The organism is Flavobacterium aestivum (assembly GCF_026870175.2).
Taxonomy (GTDB): Bacteria; Bacteroidota; Bacteroidia; order Flavobacteriales; family Flavobacteriaceae; genus Flavobacterium; species Flavobacterium aestivum.
Genome location: NZ_CP113977.2, coordinates 622,881 through 639,916, shown reverse-complemented (window position 1 = coordinate 639,916; position 17,036 = coordinate 622,881). Strand labels below are relative to the sequence as shown.

The 17,036-nt window shown below is 32.7% G+C and carries 17 protein-coding genes; 4 read left to right on the top strand and 13 right to left on the bottom strand.

From position 1 onward, the window contains the following. Window positions 1–6: 6 nt before the first annotated feature. The 5 genes from OZP08_RS02895 to OZP08_RS02875 form a co-directional block, all read right to left on the bottom strand. Complete coding sequence (locus tag OZP08_RS02895; RefSeq protein ID WP_268848259.1) at window positions 7–354, bottom strand: hypothetical protein; 348 nt, start codon at window positions 352–354, stop codon at window positions 7–9. 178 nt (window positions 355–532) lie between these two features. Further along, on the bottom strand, window positions 533–2,062 hold the full coding sequence (locus OZP08_RS02890) for a carbon-nitrogen hydrolase family protein (RefSeq protein ID WP_281322940.1): 1,530 nt from the start codon (window positions 2,060–2,062) through the stop codon (window positions 533–535). Window positions 2,063–2,163: 101 nt separating this feature from the next. Further along, window positions 2,164–2,616 carry a DUF1569 domain-containing protein gene (locus OZP08_RS02885; RefSeq protein WP_281322939.1) on the bottom strand — a complete coding sequence of 151 codons (453 nt, stop codon included), beginning with the start codon at window positions 2,614–2,616 and terminating at the stop codon, window positions 2,164–2,166. A gap of 216 nt (window positions 2,617–2,832) precedes the next feature. After that, window positions 2,833–3,228 carry a VOC family protein gene (locus tag OZP08_RS02880; RefSeq protein ID WP_281322938.1) on the bottom strand — a complete coding sequence of 132 codons (396 nt, stop codon included), beginning with the start codon at window positions 3,226–3,228 and terminating at the stop codon, window positions 2,833–2,835. A 243-nt stretch (window positions 3,229–3,471) separates the two neighbouring features. Continuing rightward, a complete protein-coding gene (locus OZP08_RS02875; RefSeq protein ID WP_281322937.1) occupies window positions 3,472–4,542 on the bottom strand; it encodes a serine hydrolase domain-containing protein in 1,071 nt (356 codons plus the stop codon). Between the two features lie 290 nt (window positions 4,543–4,832). Here OZP08_RS02875 and OZP08_RS02870 point away from each other — a divergent pair, with 290 nt between their 5' ends. Further along, entirely contained in the window at window positions 4,833–5,156 is a 324-nt protein-coding gene (locus OZP08_RS02870) for a single-stranded DNA-binding protein (RefSeq protein ID WP_268848253.1), read from the top strand. Between the two features lie 192 nt (window positions 5,157–5,348). Here OZP08_RS02870 and OZP08_RS02865 read toward each other — a convergent pair whose 3' ends face one another. The 7 genes from OZP08_RS02865 to OZP08_RS02835 all read right to left on the bottom strand — a co-directional run bounded on the left by OZP08_RS02865 (window position 5,349) and on the right by OZP08_RS02835 (window position 13,035). After that, on the bottom strand, window positions 5,349–5,519 hold the full coding sequence (locus OZP08_RS02865; protein WP_281322936.1) for a hypothetical protein: 171 nt from the start codon (window positions 5,517–5,519) through the stop codon (window positions 5,349–5,351). Window positions 5,520–5,658: 139 nt separating this feature from the next. After that, window positions 5,659–6,174 carry a ferritin gene (locus OZP08_RS02860; protein ID WP_268848252.1) on the bottom strand — a complete coding sequence of 172 codons (516 nt, stop codon included), beginning with the start codon at window positions 6,172–6,174 and terminating at the stop codon, window positions 5,659–5,661. Window positions 6,175–6,295: 121 nt separating this feature from the next. Next, window positions 6,296–7,708 (bottom strand): hypothetical protein, encoded by a 1,413-nt coding sequence (locus OZP08_RS02855; RefSeq protein ID WP_281322935.1) that lies wholly within the window; start codon window positions 7,706–7,708, stop codon window positions 6,296–6,298. A 77-nt stretch (window positions 7,709–7,785) separates the two neighbouring features. Then, window positions 7,786–8,415: a chloramphenicol acetyltransferase gene (locus tag OZP08_RS02850; protein WP_268848250.1), complete on the bottom strand. Its 630-nt coding sequence runs from the start codon at window positions 8,413–8,415 to the stop codon at window positions 7,786–7,788. Between the two features lie 142 nt (window positions 8,416–8,557). After that, complete coding sequence (locus OZP08_RS02845) at window positions 8,558–9,241, bottom strand: HAD family hydrolase (RefSeq protein WP_281322934.1); 684 nt, start codon at window positions 9,239–9,241, stop codon at window positions 8,558–8,560. 498 nt (window positions 9,242–9,739) lie between these two features. Then, on the bottom strand, window positions 9,740–11,800 hold the full coding sequence (gene metG / locus OZP08_RS02840; protein WP_281322933.1) for a methionine--tRNA ligase: 2,061 nt from the start codon (window positions 11,798–11,800) through the stop codon (window positions 9,740–9,742). 332 nt (window positions 11,801–12,132) lie between these two features. Then, window positions 12,133–13,035, bottom strand: a complete 903-nt coding sequence (locus tag OZP08_RS02835; protein ID WP_268848249.1) for a PhzF family phenazine biosynthesis protein — start codon at window positions 13,033–13,035, stop codon at window positions 12,133–12,135. A gap of 261 nt (window positions 13,036–13,296) precedes the next feature. Here OZP08_RS02835 and OZP08_RS02830 point away from each other — a divergent pair, with 261 nt between their 5' ends. Then, entirely contained in the window at window positions 13,297–13,467 is a 171-nt protein-coding gene (locus tag OZP08_RS02830) for a hypothetical protein (protein WP_268848248.1), read from the top strand. Window positions 13,468–13,537: 70 nt separating this feature from the next. Further along, window positions 13,538–14,077: a DMP19 family protein gene (locus tag OZP08_RS02825; RefSeq protein WP_268848247.1), complete on the top strand. Its 540-nt coding sequence runs from the start codon at window positions 13,538–13,540 to the stop codon at window positions 14,075–14,077. Between the two features lie 78 nt (window positions 14,078–14,155). Here the strand turns inward: OZP08_RS02825 and OZP08_RS02820 are convergent, their stop codons facing one another. After that, window positions 14,156–16,072, bottom strand: coding sequence for a M1 family metallopeptidase (locus OZP08_RS02820; protein ID WP_281322932.1), 1,917 nt, complete (start codon window positions 16,070–16,072; stop codon window positions 14,156–14,158). A gap of 424 nt (window positions 16,073–16,496) precedes the next feature. Between OZP08_RS02820 and OZP08_RS02815 the strand changes: the two genes are divergently transcribed. Further along, on the top strand, window positions 16,497–16,961 hold the full coding sequence (locus tag OZP08_RS02815; protein WP_281322931.1) for a hypothetical protein: 465 nt from the start codon (window positions 16,497–16,499) through the stop codon (window positions 16,959–16,961). Window positions 16,962–17,036 lie beyond the last annotated feature (75 nt).

Sequence of the window (17,036 nt, the reverse complement as noted above, 5' to 3'; positions counted from 1 at the left end):
GGGGTATTAAATATCTTTTTTAACAAGCACATAAAAATCATTATCCAGAACCATATAACCTTGGTCGTACAGGAAATAGTATGTATTTCCCGATTTGGTATTTAAAATATTCGTGAAAAATTCAAAATCAAATCCCTTGCTCATCAGCTTGGCACGAGTTGTTTTCGATTTTCCATCTATATTCAGTTCTGACAAAATTCGGTAATTTTTACGCAATTTGTTATTGATATTACGCATATAATTGGTACTATCCTTATTTATTTTATTGTTATAGGCATTGCGACAACCATCACTACAGAATTTCTTGTCTTCACGACCTACAATGGGATCACCACATTCGAGGCAAATTTTCATATATTTTACTTTTTATGGCTATTTTTTTAATCGATCTAAGTGTAAAAATACCTATAGATAACGCAGATTAAACGTATTAATGTTAATTTTTATTAAAAAAAATTAAACGTATCAAAAATGCATAAGTAGAATTCAAAGTTTTATCTATGAAAAAGCGTTTAGTTTGTGAGCACACCCGTTAATTTTCAATCTTTTTTATCTGATACAAATCGTCTCGTCTGTCTTTTAAGATTCTTACGCTTCCGTGTTCATGCAAATCTTTTAGCAATCTCAAATCGATATCTACAATCAATGTCATTTCTGTATTTGGTGTGGCTTCGGCTTTGACGCCATTACTAGGAAATGCAAAATCAGCAGGTGTAAAAACAGCTGCTTGCGCATATTGTATATCCATGTTATTCACCTTTGGTAAGTTTCCGACACAGCCAGCAATGGCAACATAACATTCATTTTCTATAGCTCTAGCCTGAGCACAGTGTTTAACTCGAATGTATGCATTTTGTGTATCGGTCAAGAAGGGTACAAATAAAATATTCATTCCTTCATCAGACATTATTCTGGAGAGTTCCGGGAACTCGACATCGTAACAAATCATAATGCCTATTTTACCACAATCAGTGTCGAAAGTTTTAATTTCTGAACCTCCTTTCATTCCCCAATGTTGCACCTCGTTTGGGGTGACGTGAATTTTGGTATACATTTCAGAAGTTCCGTCTCTTTTACAAAGAAAACCAATATTATATAAATCACCATTTTCCAGATACGGCATACTTCCCGTAATGATATTTATGTTATATGAAATGGCAAATTCTTGAAAGCGCTTACGAATGGACTCGGAATATTTTGCCAATTCACGAATGGCTTCGGCCATTGTCAAATGATTGTAATCGGCCATAAGTGGTGCAGGGAATAATTCTGGAAATAATGCAAAATCACTTCCATAACCCGAAACGGCATCTATAAAAAATTCTGATTGATCAAATAATGCTTGAAGGTTAGTCAGAGAACGCATTTGCCACTGAATTAACCCTAACCGAATGATGTTTTTTTCCTTGCTAATTAATTTTGGACTATCCTCATAATAAACATTATTCCATTCTAATAGTACTGCAAATTCTTTTGAGCTTTCATCGCCGGCTAAATAATTTTTCATGATCCGAAGAACATGAAAATCATTGCTCAACTGAAATGAAAGTACAGGATCGTGCAGTTCTTTGTCTTTTACTTTTTCGATGTATTTTTTAGGGGGCATTTTATCTGAGTACTGTGCGTAATTAGGAATTCTTCCTGCAAAAACAATTGCTTTTAGATTCAGTTTTTCACATAATTCTTTTCGGGCATCATATAAACGCCTTCCTAAGCGCAGTCCTCTATAATTGGGATGAATAAAAACATCTATTCCGTACAAAATTTCACCTTGAGGATTGTGTGTCGAAAAAGAATAATCGCCAACAATTTGTAAATAATTATGTTTTTTATCCACCAGACTTTCATCAACGATCAGAGATAGGGCAGAGCCCACCACTTTTCCATCGGCCAAAACCACTAACTGCCCTTCTGGAAAAACATCCAATAATCTCTGGATATGACTGGGACGCCAATAGGAATCGGCCATTTCTGGATACGATTCTACCATAGAGTTTTTGAGTTGTCTGTAATCCTCAAAAGCTAAATTTCGTAATTCTACTTTCTTTATTTTGGCTTGCATAATAATAAGAGAATTTTATGTGAATAATTAGTTTAAAGCAACGTCATTTCATTGTTTGTGCTATATGTAACAAAGTCTTAGCTGTTATCCAGAAGATTTTGTTATACACCAAATTGCCTTAAGTGATGATCCATGTGTTTATATGCAGCAATTCCCCATTCGTTTGTTGAGATATTTCCAAAAGCAGGGTGTGTTACTGTTAATGTTTCTTTGTTCTGAGGGAATTTATTGATGAGTACTTTAAAAAGTTCTTTTTGAGTTTCAAATTCTAATGGGTCAATTTTACCTTTTGTATCATGTCTTTCCTCACTTATTCTCCTTTTACTAAAATTTGGAGCTAAATACAATGCTAATATTCTTAAAAAATATTGTTTGATATTTGTACTACTTTGTGATCTGCTTTCTTCAAAGATTTGCTTGTTACAAGAATTACAGTGAGCTAACATTTCAGTTGGATTCATTTCTCCCCAAAGTGCTTTACTTTCATTTTCAAGCCTATCAATTCTTGCAATTATGTAATTAGCCGATGAATGATTTAATAGATTTTTTTTCATAAGTATAAAGTTTGAAACAATGCAACAAATCTAATTAGTTCTGGAATTGTTTTCTTACAATTTAAAATCTTTTTTATCGAAAAAAATTAGAAGGATAAACAAAAAAGATCAGCTTTATATCGTTATAAAAGAGGTAAAAATTGGTTCGACTTTTAAAAAATAAGTTTATAAATACTGTTGTACAACATTTACCACTCTTATAGAGGTAAACGAAGATTACATTCCTGGCCAATATAGAAAATTGAATTTATGACCATCTGGATCCGCAAAACCAAAAGTATAGCCCTGCTCAAATTTTTCAGGATTTGAAAAAATTTTGCCACCTGCTTTTTTAACTTTTTCAAACCAAAGATCTACATCTTCTTTGCTGTCAGCAGATAAAGAAAAGATAATTTCATTTTCGATTTTAGTGTTAATGGATTTACCCTTCAAAGCAGTTTCAAACCTTTTGGTTGAAAAAAAGTTAATCACAAAATTATTGTCTGCAAAAATGACACTTACCAATTCGTCAGTCATTTGACAATTTTGTTTAAAACCTAAATCAGTATAAAATTGAGCTGTCTTTAGTAAATCAGTTGAAGCTAAGTTTGCCCATATCATTTTAGTTTCCATAACTTTAGTTTTAATTGAATAGATTTCTAACTAAGTTAATGAATTAATCTCTGAATTGCCTTGGGTAAGGATATAAAGTTTTGTTATAGATGTAGTTATGAGTAATTGTGTGTGGTTTCCGAGCTTCATGTAGTCGGAAAATTTTACCTGTATACTTTTCTTTAGGGCAGAAGTTAAATAGACAATTTTGAGTTTAAATTTAGCCTAAAAAAGTGTTCCATTAAATTGTTTTTATTTGATATTCTATTTTTGATTTTTGTTTTCAATAACCAATTTTGCTATATCTCTTGTTACTTGGGTTGGTGAATTACAATCGCAATTGCTAAATCCTAAAACATAAGTATCTTCATCTGGAATGTAAACGGCCATAGATTTAAAACCAAAAATACTTCCGCCATGTTCTCGAGTAGGTACACCATTGATGTTTTTTAAATGCCATCCGTATCCATATTCAATTTTTTCGCCATTATTGAGGCTGTATTTCGTAAATGCCTTTTCAAGATTTGCTGGTTGTAACAATAAATTTTGATTAAGAGCATTTTGCCATTTTAACATATCATCCAAAGTGGACATTAAAGAACCAGAGGAAAATGGAACACTAAAATTTATGACTGTTTTGTTAACATATCCATTGCTTTTTTTATGATAACCATAGGCTCTATTTGCTATTATTTTTCTGTCGCTCGCATAGTAAGAGTCGTTCATTCCTATTTTATCAAAAATGTTTTTCTTGATAAAGTCTTCGTATTTCTCTTTAGATGCTAATTCTATGATATAGCCAAGTGCAACGTATCCTGAATTATTATATTCAAACTTTTCACCGGGAGCAAAATCAACAGGTTCATTTTTGAAAAAATCTACCATTTCTTTCGGAGCAATTTCTTTTTGGGCAATTTCAGAAATTGTTTTCATTTTTGTAAAATCTTTAATACCAGATGTATGGGTTAATAAATGATGAATCTTGATCGAATTGCCTTTAGGATAGTCTGGAATAAATTTAGAAATAGGATCATTTACGCTTAGTTTTCCCTGTTCTTCTAAAATTAGAATTGCAATTGCCGTAAACTGTTTCGTCATTGAACCAATTTGGAAAACATCTTTTGGAAATAACTTTACATCTAATTCCAAATTAGCAAGACCAAAAGCTTTTTTGTAGACAGGCTTGCCTTTTTTTGAAATTAAGAATACTCCACCAGGGCCATTTGTATCCTTAAATTCTTTTAAAATTATACTATCGACCTTACTTTCTATATTTTGTGAAAATGAAAGATTAGTTGTAAAGAAAACAATGAATAAAAAGAATAATTTTTTCATAATCGTATAGCTTTTATTACAAAGATATATCTTATTAATATTACTATGCAATACAATATAGTATTTTCTTGAAATTTATTTTTATATTTTGAATGATGTATAGGCTAAAGTCTTATATATGCTCAGAAAATTCCGGTTACAAACGTTTACAAACAATTACAACCGAAAGTAAACAGTTAGTAACCGAATAAGTTTTGCAAGCTGTCGCATCTTTGCCAAGTCGAAATGAAACAATGTAATTTTGATTTCAACAATAACATATACACACTAACATTTAAATTTTACACGCCATGAAAAACAGAGTACAATTAATCGGAAACGCAGGAAATGATCCAATAGTTAAAACTTTGGACGGAGGAAGAAAGGTAGCTAATTTAGCTATTGCCACCAACGACAGCTACAAAAACGACAAAGGTGAGCGAATAGACCAAACTGAATGGCACACCGTTGTGGCTTGGGGAAAAACCGCAGAAATCATAGAGAAGTTTGTTACTAAAGGGAAACAAATTGGGATAGATGGTAAACTGACTCACAGAAGCTATGAAGATAAGAACGGGTATAAACGTTATATAACCGAAGTGCTAGCAAACGAAATTACGTTGTTTGGGAAGTAAGCAGCTGATTGTATCTTTTTTAAATTTGAAAGAAACCCAATCTGGAGAATCAAAATAATTAAGCCATAAAAAAAGAGTTCCGTGATTACGGAACTCTTTTTCAATAATATAAATTAACTATTACGAATGGTTCATTACAAACCAACAGGGAATTAAAAATATTAATATAAGCAATTCTAACTGCTTACAATACTAATGTTTTCTTAGTAAATCAAACATTGGACAACGACTGCAACGCTTTTTTTCACCTTTTTTGTATTTTTCACAACAACTAGATTTGCAGTTTTCCGCCACTTTTATCTTTTTAAGGATTTCTTTTTTTTTATCCTTTTTCTTCTTTTTCTCTTTTTCTTTCTTGCTCAATGTGTAAAGTGTTAAATACTAGGGCAAATGTATGTTATTTTTATCTATTCTAAATAAAATTTAACGTTTTTTGAAGCAAAAAAAATCCTCAAATTGTGACTAAAACAATTTGAGGATTTATTTATAAGAAGTGTCTTAATTATTTGGCTGTAGTAGCAGTATTGTTAGGTGCGATTTGCTGAATGTCTCGATCAAAAAGATACAATCCGCCTTTGTCATCACCAATCAAGTTGATTTTGTCTAAAATTGATTTGGCAGTAGCTTCTTCTTCAATTTGTTCAGCTACATACCATTGCAAGAAATTATGAGTGGCATAATCTTTTTCTTCAAACGTAATATGTACTAATTCATTAATCGATTGCGAAACAAAAACTTCGTGTTTGTATAATTCTTCAAACATTCCTTTGAAAGTTTCGTATGTTGTTTTTGGAGCTTTCAAGTCGGTAACTTGAGAATGACCACCACGTTCGTTTACATATTTGATTAATTTGAGCATGTGCAAACGCTCCTCATCTGATTGAGCGTACATAAATTGAGCGATTCCCTCTAATCCGTTCACTTCAGCCCAACAAGCCATCGATAAATAGGTTTGAGAGGATTCAGCTTCTATACGGATTTGTTTGTTTAACGCAGTTTCAATGTTTTTTGATAGCATAATCTTTAGTTTTCAGTAAAGTTAAAAAAAAATTACTCACGAAAATCTTTTTTTAGGATAAAAGCTATTCTGAAATTATACTACTTTATGAGACATTTGGAGTCATAAAGCTGATTTTGTGTTAAAAAGGAAGATCAAATCCGTCAGTAAATTTGCGCATAATATATTGTTTGGCATAAACATCATAATACCCAAAAATATAGTAGTTTTTGAATCGGATGGTACTTTCTAAATTTATCTCGGAATGCTCGTTTTTAAAACGAGAAATAAAATCTATAGCAAGTGGTTCTTGCTCTTTTTTGGTTTGTTGTAGTTTTTTATCAAATACACTTTCAAAATAAACAGTTGTTGGACCTACATTGTTTAGCAAATCATAGGCAATGTCAGTAAAATTCGCTTCGACTGCAGCACTTATTCTTGTGGAAAGGTCAACATAATTGGTTTGGGGGTCACTTGTGCCTCCTAATGTAATCAAAATGCTTTTAGGCGTCTTATAAACTGTTAATCCTGTATTCAGAAACAATAAACGTTGCAGAAACTTAGCGGTATTTTTTATTTCTTTTGATCTTTGACCATCAATTTGAATTAATAAAGGAGAACTCTTGAAGGAAATAGTATCTGTTTTTGGAACCTGAATGGTTTTGATTATTTCATTCGATTTATAGTCTTTTATTTCAAATAATAACTCATCCTCATTAGTGTTGAATTGGTATATTTTATTTTCATGGTAAAAAGAATTAGCCAATCCTACTGCTCTTTTTGGTGTGGGTTGTGTAAATTTTTTTTCTTGGATTTCAAAGGTGTTTAAGTCAATATCGAATGCCTGAGTTTCATTAAAATTATGATCTAGAGTGAGTAATATGCGATTTCTCAAGACATACATTTTTGTTTTTTGTGTGCCTTTGAATAACGGATTGAACTGATTAGGCTCTATTTTTTCGACAGGACAAACTTCAAGAATTTGAGTTAGAGTTAATGGTTTAGCATTTCTGTTTTGGAATTTAAAAGAAGAGAAATCCAATGTTTTTTCTTCTTTTTTGCCGTTTTTGAAAATATAAAGAACCAGTTTTTGTTCTTCATCTTTTCTTGTTAGTATATAAAAATTATTGCTCTCTTGAAATGTGGTTACAATTGACTCATTTGATAATGGTAAATCGTAATTAAGAGTTGTAGAAATTTTTGTGTTTAAATCATATTGAACGGCTATAATTTTTTTTAAATCTTCGGAAGACCAATAAAGGGTTGGGTTTCCATCGTCATTAAAACTATATCCTACCAACAGCTTGTATGTTAAATCAGGTCGTACTTGTGTATGTTGTGCGGATAGGAATAAGGCACTATTGTATTTTAGAATCGTGAGATTTTCTTTGTCTGTAGCAAATACAAATACATCATGGGTAATGGTATTTTCGGCATTTACAATTTGTCTGTATTCTTTTGATTTTTTTAGTTCTAAAGGATAACTAGTCAATAGCGTTTGGCTTAAGAGTAGGGAACTATGGATTAGAATCAAAAAAGTGATTAATTTTCTCATGATTTTATGCTTATGGACTAAGTAAATTGGGTTATAATGAACCCAAAAATACGATTTCCATTTTATATCAATTGTGTTTATTGATTCATTATTTCCTGAAAATAATCTACCATTTGTCCTACATGCATGGCATCCATCAATCCGTGATGTACATGAATTGACATTGGCATGGTTCTTTTGCCATCTTCGGAAACCATCATCTTACCAAAAGAAATTTTAGGACAACTATCAGGAAAGGTCATATTACGAGCGTGTGAGAGCGAGGTGAAATTTAGCCAGGGAATTGCCGAAAAATGAATGAGGTTATCGTCTTTAAATTCTCTGGTAAATAAACCCGTTGTGTTTTGAATGCGCTCGATTTCGACTATTGCGTTGTGTTCAAAAACAGTATAATCGGGATGGTATTCTATTAATGAAAATCCAAAAGTACCATCGGAACGGCTTATCGTTGCAGATCCGTCAATCTGGTCGTATATGTAAATATGGGTATTCTCTATGCGGTATTTGAAATTTGTAATAGCATTGACCGCTACCAGAGTTTTGTGAAAATAATAAATGAAAAAAGTAGTGCCAAGAGTTTTGGAAGTTTCATACGCTTTGGTGCAATCGATATTAACTGTTACTCCAAAGAAAGGTTCTTGCATTTGTTTGAAGAAAAGGAAATGTTCTTTTCGATTCCAATTGTCTAAGTCTAAAAGCTTTTTCATAGTATTAGTATTTTTTGTCGTCAAAATGCTACTGTAACGGAAACTTTTTTGGTGAAGAGCGCTAAGAATAAAAACCTAGCTAAAATACTAAATAAAAAGCATTTTAGCTAGGTCAGTTTGTTTTTAAAATGGGTTTTTATAGTTACAATAGCGTTAAAATTTCAGTTATTTTTTCAAATGCCCTGAAATTTTTGTGCTCAACTTTATGGTCTATCTTTTCATGTGCCCATGTGGTGTGAAAAGGGATGTGAACGGCATGTCCGCCAATGGCCAAAACGGGTAGTACATCCGATTTTAAGGAATTGCCAATCATAAAAAACTCCTCAGGTTGTATCTCTAAACGTTTGATCAAATCTGAATAATCAACTTCTTGTTTGTCTGACATTACTTCGATATGGTGAAAATAGTGCCCTAAACCTGAATTGTGTAATTTTCTGCGTTGGTCCAGTAAATCTCCTTTGGTGGCAACCACCAATTTATATTTTCCATATAATGATTCCAATGTTTCTTCGACTCCATCTAATAATACGATTGGTTTTTCGAGTAATTCTTTCCCGTATTGAATGATTTTCTCAATAATTTCAACAGGAATCGTATTGTTTGAGATTGTCATCGCCGCTTCTATCATTGAAAGGATATAGCCCTTGATACCATAACCATACAATTTGAGATTGTCTATTTCTACTTTGAAAAGCTCTTGTGAAATTCCTTGATGGGAAAGATAATCTTCCATCAAACCACAGAATTTTTTTTCGGTTTCATCAAAATAGGTTTCGTTGATCCATAAGGTATCATCAGCATCGAAGGCAATTACTTTTAGATTCATAGGGTATTCTTTATTCAATATTAAAAAAAACTAAGGCAATAAAAGCACAAAATATATGAATCATTGAAATAAAAATAATGCTGACCATCATTTTATTGTATTTTGTGTTGTTTAATAATGGGATCTTTAATGAAGTGTTTTTTAGCCAGGAATTAATATCAATTAGCCCTTCTAAATATCCGAAAACAAATGTAGCGGTTAATATAAAAGCTTTTTGATCGAAGGATTTGTGCATTGAGAATGCTATGAATATTATAATCCAGACTTTAAAAACAATTCTAAAAGTAAATTTTATTAAGTCTAATATATGTTCATTTCCAAATAGATTCAATAAAATGAAAAACAAGATTACACTTGAAAAAATGGTATGAATCTCCCATAAGATCTCAGACAATACAGGGTGCGAATTGAAAATTGTTTGCCAGATTGCTAAAGCAAAAAACCAGGATAAAAATGTTATTATAGATAATTTCTTAAACATTTTTATCCCAATTTAAATTAATTTATTGTTTCTCCATTCCCAACGCCATCTGCATCAGGATTTACGAAAACCAATTTTCCTTCGGCATTGGTAGTCATCAAGATCATTCCTTGACTTTCTACACCACGAAGGCTTCTTGGCGCTAGATTTATAAGAACTGTTACTCGTTTTCCAATAATGTCTTCGGGTTTAAAACTCTCAGCAATTCCGGAAACTATGGTACGAACATCAATTCCGGTATCTACTTTCAAAATCAAAAGTTTGTTGGCTTTTGGCATTTTTTCGGCTTCCAGAATAGTTCCTACACGGATATCCATTTTAGCAAAATCTTCAAACTGGATTAAGTCTTTCTGCGGTTCAGCTACTTTATTTTCGGCTTTGTTGGCAGATTTAGTAGCTTCTAGCTTGTCTATTTGTTTTTGAATTTCCTCGTCTTCAATTTTAGCGAAAAGTAATTCTGCTTCTCCGATTTGGTGACCAGCAGGAAGCAAATCAGAATTATCGGTTATAGTTTTCCAATTAATTGGTGTTTCTATCTTTAAGATTCGAGATAATTTTGCAGCTGTAAATGGTAAGAAAGGCTCACAAAGCGAACTTAAAGCAGCAGCAATTTGCAAGGCAACATACATTTGAGTTTGTACACGGTCTGGATCAGTTTTAACCATTTTCCAAGGCTCTTCGTCTGCCAAATATTTGTTTCCAAGTCTGGCTACATTCATCATCTCGCCCAAAGCTTCTCTGAATCGGTATCTTTCTAATGAACTAGAGATTACGGCTGGATACGCTTTTAATTCTGTCAAGGTTTGTTCATCAACTTCAGATAATTCATTTGGTTGAGGTACAATTCCATTGTAGTATTTATTGGTCAACACCACTACACGATTAATGAAGTTTCCATAAATCGCAACCAATTCATTGTTGTTTCTTGCCTGAAAATCTTTCCAGGTAAAATCATTGTCTTTGGTTTCGGGTGCGTTTGATGTTAAGGCATAACGTAAAACATCTTGTTGGTTCGGGAATTCTTCCAAGTATTCGTGCAACCAAACCGCCCAGTTTTTAGAAGTAGATAATTTGTTTCCTTCTAAATTCAAGAACTCATTTGCAGGAACATTATCTGGTAAAATGTAACTTCCTTCGGCTTTTAGCATAGCTGGGAAAATCACACAGTGAAAAACGATATTGTCTTTCCCAATGAAGTGTACCAACTTTGTATCTTGATCTTTCCAGTATGGTTCCCACTCTTTTCCTTCGCGTTGTGCCCACTCTTTGGTAGACGAGATGTAACCAATTGGTGCATCAAACCACACATATAATTTTTTTCCTTCGGCTCCTTCTACCGGAACATCAATTCCCCAATCAAGATCACGGGTTACTGCACGTGGCTCTAGTCCGCCATCGATCCAAGATTTTACTTGTCCGTAAACATTCGGTTTCCAGTCGTTTTTGTGACCAACAAGAATCCATTCATTCAGGAATTCCGAATAACGATCCAAAGGTAAAAACCAGTGTTTAGTTGATTTCAGAACAGGAGTTTCTCCCGTAATGGTCGATTTTGGGTTAATTAAATCGGTTGCATTTAGCGTAGAACCACATTTTTCGCATTGGTCTCCATAAGCTTCTTCATTACCACATTTTGGACAAGTTCCGATTACAAAACGGTCTGCCAAAAATTGATTGGCTTTGGCATCATATAATTGCTCTGTTATTTCTTCAATAAAATCACCTTTGTCGTACAGTTTTCTAAAAAATTCCGAAGCGGTGTCATGATGAATTTTTGCCGAAGTTCTTGAGTAATTGTCAAATGAAATACCAAAATCAGAGAATGATTTACTGATGATTCCATCATATTTGTCAATTACTTCTTGTGGCGTAATGCCTTCTTTTTTGGCTTTCATCGAAATTGCAACGCCATGTTCATCGCTTCCGCAAACAAATAAAACGTCTTTTCCCTGCAAACGCAAATAACGAGAATAAATGTCTGAAGGCACGTAAACCCCCGCCAAATGCCCAATATGTATAGGTCCATTCGTATATGGCAATGCCGCTGTAATGGTATATCTTTTTGGATTCTGTATCATATGTAGATATTAATTTTTTTATTGATTATATATAATTCGCCTAATAAAACTGGATTTGACAACCAAATTTTCGTTAGGCTTATTTTATAATTCAACTTTATTGAGTGCAAAAATAAGCAATAGAATTGAGAGTTTTGTAGTTTTATTAGGAGCTAATCTCGCTATTTGTTACAAATATATTCATGGAACTCCGTTGTCAATTAAAACCAGATGAAGTAATCTTTTGTACGAAAGACTGGCACAAAAAGTTTTCTGTTTTTTATATGGGCTTGAATATTCATTCCATTATGTCATTTCTATAATGGCTTCATATTTATGTTATTAAATTTGTTTTAAAGATAAAGTTCGCCACGCATTGTAATAATAGATGAGCCGCCAACCAAGATGTCATTTTCTCTATTCATAACTTCAATCAGCGAAGGCTGGTTTAATTTTACACCTTGTAGAATTTTATATTCCTTATTTGGTTGTGTATATTTCTTTTTCGTCAAGAAACCAATTAAAGGTCCTGCAGCCGTTCCTGTAGCGGGGTCTTCATTTATACCAATTATTGGGTTGAAAAATCGTGCTTCGGCTATATTTCCTTCATTTTGGTTGGAAATAGTAAAACAATAAAATCCTTCAAATTGATATTCTTTTGAAATTTCAATCAAAAGTTTGTTGTCAGGAACACAATCATTAAGTATTTGGCTGTTTTTAATGGGAACCATAGTGTGAGCAACTTCTGTTTTTACAATCGTAGGGACAAAATCATTACTGTCTAAATCCTCAATTTTTAAACCAAGTGCTACTGCAATTTTATAAGTTGGTATTTCTACTCCTATGGAAGCTGCTTTTTGATGCATCTGAACTATAGGATATTGAGTGGCAGGGTCAAAGCTTACCGTTAATTTTATGGGAGAATGTTTCATTATCACAAAACGATTGTTCTCATCTTGTTCATCAAATATTGGCATTTTTTTTAATAAAGCTCCACAAACTGCTCCTAACAAATTATGTCCCGCACCCTCTATTTCAATACCAGTTGGTGTAAATGAACGTACCATTAATGTTTTTTGGGCTTTGGAGTAATAAACAAAAGAAGTCTCAGAATAGCCAAATTCTTTTGCAATATTTTGATATTCATCTAACCCTAAAATACCATTTGTAAAAACGACTGATAATGGGTTTCCTTTGTAGCTTGTATTCGAGAATACATCTAAAACGTAATATTCTAATGTTATTCTTTTTTCCATTTAGCGTATTTTTTAATGATTTGTTGAGCAGAATAAAGTTAGTACTTGTAAGTGGACCAAAGGTACATAATGTAAATATTATTTTCTTACAGTATTTGTTTTTGTTCAACTCTTAAAATTTATTGCTTTTATCCTTTTGGGATTCAATTTAAATATAAAACTTATGGAATTCGGTAGAAATTGGTTCTAATTCTAAAAGTGCCAATAATCTATTCTTGCTATTTTTTATATTTGCAGCGCAATAAAAGAAGAGTATAAATTATGGCAAAAGGACCTGAAAAAAACACTAAAAATAAGGCTTTACATACCAAATTGCTAAATCGAAAAAAAGCTAAACTTCAAGAAGAGAAAAAAGCACAAGCATTGCGTTTGAAAGCTTTAGTTGCAAAAATGAACGAGAAAAAGAATAATGACGGATTTGATGTCAGATAAATCACTTTTGTGTTTCTTTTGTGCTTTAATTTAGTTGAAATTTGCATCAAAGAATTTAAATATAAAACTTATGGAATTCGGTAGAATAATAGTTTCAGAAACGGCAATGAATAGTGAGAATCTTCAAGATGTGATTCATTCTAATATTTCGGTAATCAATTTAATGCGTGAGGAAGGTGTGAACGACGATTTGATTCATGAAGATGCCTTGATGAGTTATTACTTAGATTATTATTACTCTCAATATGTTACTGGAAATTTTGCGCAATTTGTACATCAATCCGGTTGGGATAAAGAGTTGAATGAATTGATAGAAGAAGGTTTGGCATTAATTGGTGCCGAAAAACATTTGGAATTATTTCAACAACAAAGCAAAAAAGTAAAATTAATGAGCAGTGTAAAGCTCAATAAATTCTTGAAAGGGAAGTTAGAAGGTGTAAATCCCATAAGAGATTTGCTGAATAATGACACTTTCTTTGAAATCGAAGAAAACCTAATTACTTTAAACGCTAATTTTCTGAAATCACATCCTGACTTCGAAGTACTTTCTGTAGACGATATGTTTACTACTTTAGAAGAATTTGTGGGTCACGAGATTAAAAGAGAATAATTAAGGTTATTTCCCGAAGAGGCAAAGCATAAAATTTTTGTGAATCTCTGTGTCTTTTTTGTCTCTTCGTGAAATTAGTTAGTTCTTAACAAACTTAAATTTTTTCTTGCCAGAATTGGTGACAATATTAATAAAGTAAACTCCAGCTGGCAAAGAGGTGATATCCCAAGTAGATACAGAACTCGTTTCTTTTATTTTCTGACCAGCCATATTGTGAAATACTGCTTTTTGGATTACGATTCCGTTTGGTATTTCAAGGGAAAGTGTATTGGTTACAGAATCTTGAGATAATCGGATCGCATTCAAATCAAAGCTTTTTTGTCCCAAAGCAACTGTGCTATTTTTCGAAATAATATTTTTATTAGGATCGAAAGCCAGATTTGTAATGGTAAAAGGAACATTTTCGGTAAAATTTTCTCCATTAACCGTATTGTTTAAAACCAAATCCAATTGTTGTCCGCCTGCACCAAAAACGCGGATCGGTACCGGCATCTCAAAAAAGGAAACCGACGGATCTGATTGCGTTTGATTGATAATAAATTTAACTTTCCCACCTTCTATGTTCTGAGCCGAAATGGTATAAGTAGGGTAGCCTTGGTTGTACACCCAATCATTAAAAAACTCAGTTAGACTACTGCCATAAACGGCCTCCAAATGCGCTTGTAAGTCGGGAGTTTTGGCATATTTATAGGCTAGGTTAGCATCTTTTAAATAATTTTTGACACCCTGAAAAAATAAAGCATCTCCCATTTTGAAACGGAGCATATTCAAGACCATGGCGCCTTTATGATAGGTTAGTCGAGCGTCAAAAATTCTGTTTATATCGGCCAGTTCAGCATCAGTCAGATATATTGCTCCATTAGGTTGAGAGGTGATGTTATTGATCATTCTTGTTTTTTCGTTTACAAAAGCATTTTGACCATTAAAATTCTCTATTACCAAAGCGGAAACATAAGTAGCAAAACCTTCGTTAAGCCAAATGTCTTTCCAGCTGCCACAAGTAATTTTGTCGCCAAACCATTGGTGCGCCATTTCGTGAGCAATTAGACCTCGATCAAAATTATTCATGAAAGATACAGTCGTGTGTTCCATGCCACCACTCCAGCCAAATTGGGCATGACCATACTTTTCGGTATGAAAAGGATAAATTTCAAAAAGGCTTTCATATAAATTTAGAATCAGTGGTGTTTGATCCAGTTGAGTTTGTACAGATGCTAAAGTTTCTGGATAAATGTAATTGATAATTGGGTATTGGTTAGGAGCAGTACCTCCGGTTTGGTTGTACACACTATAATTGGTTACCGCTATGGCAATCAAATAGGCGGGAATGGGATAGCCATGATGAAAATGGGTAGTTTTACTGGCTCCATTAATGACAGGTGCTGCGGGTTCAATACCATTTGCGACACTTACATATTGGGCTGGAGCTGTAATATAAATATCAATGGCGTCTACTTTGTCATTCAAATCTTGTTTGCAAGGCCACCAATCCTTTGCTCCATAAGGTTCAGACAAGGTGTATAAAATGGGTGAACCGTCATGTATAGATGTGGTAAAAGCATCATCTCCATTTGCGGGAGGACCAGAATAAGAGATTACAACGGTTGTAGATGCTCCGGAATTCAGAACGGTTGGTAACGTAATGACCAATTCGTTATTGGCGTTTTGTGTAAATGGCAATGCCAATCCATTTTGAGTGACATAATTCACGGTTAATTGATTGGTTAAATCAAAAGTGACAGTAGAAAGATTAGATAATGCTGTAAAAGTGGTGGTCACAATTCCAGAAATAAAATAATTTGCTGGATTTACCGTAAACTGCAGTTTATGATAAGTGATATCATAGTTCTGGGTATTTGGATTAGTAACCAAATTCTTTTTTTTGGCTGCAATTTTCATCTCGGAGGCAGCAATATTGTGCAATTGTAAATTGCTATTTTGAGCATAACCAGCAATCGTCAAAAATAAAAATACAAGCAGATGTGTTTTTTTCATTGTATATTTTTAAGATATCATATCAAATATAAGGAATGATTTTTCATAAATCGTTGAATAACTGTGAATTTGAATGTTTTTAATAAAATTGATGCGGTTCCAAGATTATTAGATTCCCTAAAGTTTAGTTTATTGGTTATGTTTGATTTTTATTCATTTGTATTTTATTGTGAATCAATATATTAACTTTGTTTTGGGCTAATTTGGACAAAAAAATAAATATCTTTATATACAAGTTAATAAAGGTTTTTATGGGAATTTTTCTCATTTCAAAGGCTAAGAAGTTCGGTTTACTTCGGAGTTGGTTGTCTTTATAAAAGATGATACAGTAAAACTAGCAGTCACTAAATCGCTATGATTGTATAAACACTGATATGATCGAAAAATTGCGATACGATATTAAAATAAAAAATAGTATATCCATATGAAAAAAAATACTCTTCTATTAAGGTTGTCAAGGTTGTTTGTAGTCTTGTTTTTAGGATTTTCTATTCAGTCTTATCAGCTTAATGCAAAAAACAGAATCGCTATAACTAAAGATGTTTCTGAGCACTCGATTCTTATAAAACAATCGAGAAAAGCGGACAAAAATCTAATTAAAGGTCTTTGGGGCAGAACGGAAGGAGTAGGCGAAATAAATATTTCAGAAGTTAGAGATAACGGATTATTAAAAGCTACATTTTGTAATCCTAAATCGATCAATATTGAAAAAGCAGTTTGGACTAATTCTTCGGATGTATTAAGAATCTATATTCTTTTAAGAGAAGATAATTATCCAGGCTCTAGTTTTTCTTTAAATTATATAGCAGAGAAAGATTTACTTTTAGGAGTATACTTTGATGCTTTAACCAATATATCTTATACAGTCTCTTTTAAAAGAGTGAAATAATATTTTAACTATTTGAAAGAAAGAGAGAACTTAATGAAATTTACAATGGTATTGAATAAAAAAAAGCCACCTGAT

Bases quoted from the DNA above. Each gene is read 5' to 3' on its own strand.
- OZP08_RS02855 (WP_281322935.1), bottom strand. From the start codon at position 7,708: ATGAGAAAATTAATCACTTTTTTGATTCTAATCCATAGTTCCCTACTC.
- OZP08_RS02835 (WP_268848249.1), bottom strand. From the start codon at position 13,035: ATGGAAAAAAGAATAACATTAGAATATTACGTTTTAGATGTATTCTCG.
- OZP08_RS02825 (WP_268848247.1), top strand. From the start codon at position 13,538: ATGGAATTCGGTAGAATAATAGTTTCAGAAACGGCAATGAATAGTGAG.
- OZP08_RS02850 (WP_268848250.1), bottom strand. From the start codon at position 8,415: ATGAAAAAGCTTTTAGACTTAGACAATTGGAATCGAAAAGAACATTTC.
- OZP08_RS02845 (WP_281322934.1), bottom strand. From the start codon at position 9,241: ATGAATCTAAAAGTAATTGCCTTCGATGCTGATGATACCTTATGGATC.
- OZP08_RS02895 (WP_268848259.1), bottom strand. From the start codon at position 354: ATGAAAATTTGCCTCGAATGTGGTGATCCCATTGTAGGTCGTGAAGAC.
- OZP08_RS02875 (WP_281322937.1), bottom strand. From the start codon at position 4,542: ATGAAAAAATTATTCTTTTTATTCATTGTTTTCTTTACAACTAATCTT.
- OZP08_RS02880 (WP_281322938.1), bottom strand. From the start codon at position 3,228: ATGGAAACTAAAATGATATGGGCAAACTTAGCTTCAACTGATTTACTA.
- OZP08_RS02870 (WP_268848253.1), top strand. From the start codon at position 4,833: ATGAAAAACAGAGTACAATTAATCGGAAACGCAGGAAATGATCCAATA.
- metG (WP_281322933.1), bottom strand. From the start codon at position 11,800: ATGATACAGAATCCAAAAAGATATACCATTACAGCGGCATTGCCATAT.
- OZP08_RS02830 (WP_268848248.1), top strand. From the start codon at position 13,297: ATGGCAAAAGGACCTGAAAAAAACACTAAAAATAAGGCTTTACATACC.
- OZP08_RS02815 (WP_281322931.1), top strand. From the start codon at position 16,497: ATGAAAAAAAATACTCTTCTATTAAGGTTGTCAAGGTTGTTTGTAGTC.
- OZP08_RS02860 (WP_268848252.1), bottom strand. From the start codon at position 6,174: ATGCTATCAAAAAACATTGAAACTGCGTTAAACAAACAAATCCGTATA.
- OZP08_RS02820 (WP_281322932.1), bottom strand. From the start codon at position 16,072: ATGAAAAAAACACATCTGCTTGTATTTTTATTTTTGACGATTGCTGGT.
- OZP08_RS02890 (WP_281322940.1), bottom strand. From the start codon at position 2,062: ATGCAAGCCAAAATAAAGAAAGTAGAATTACGAAATTTAGCTTTTGAG.
- OZP08_RS02885 (WP_281322939.1), bottom strand. From the start codon at position 2,616: ATGAAAAAAAATCTATTAAATCATTCATCGGCTAATTACATAATTGCA.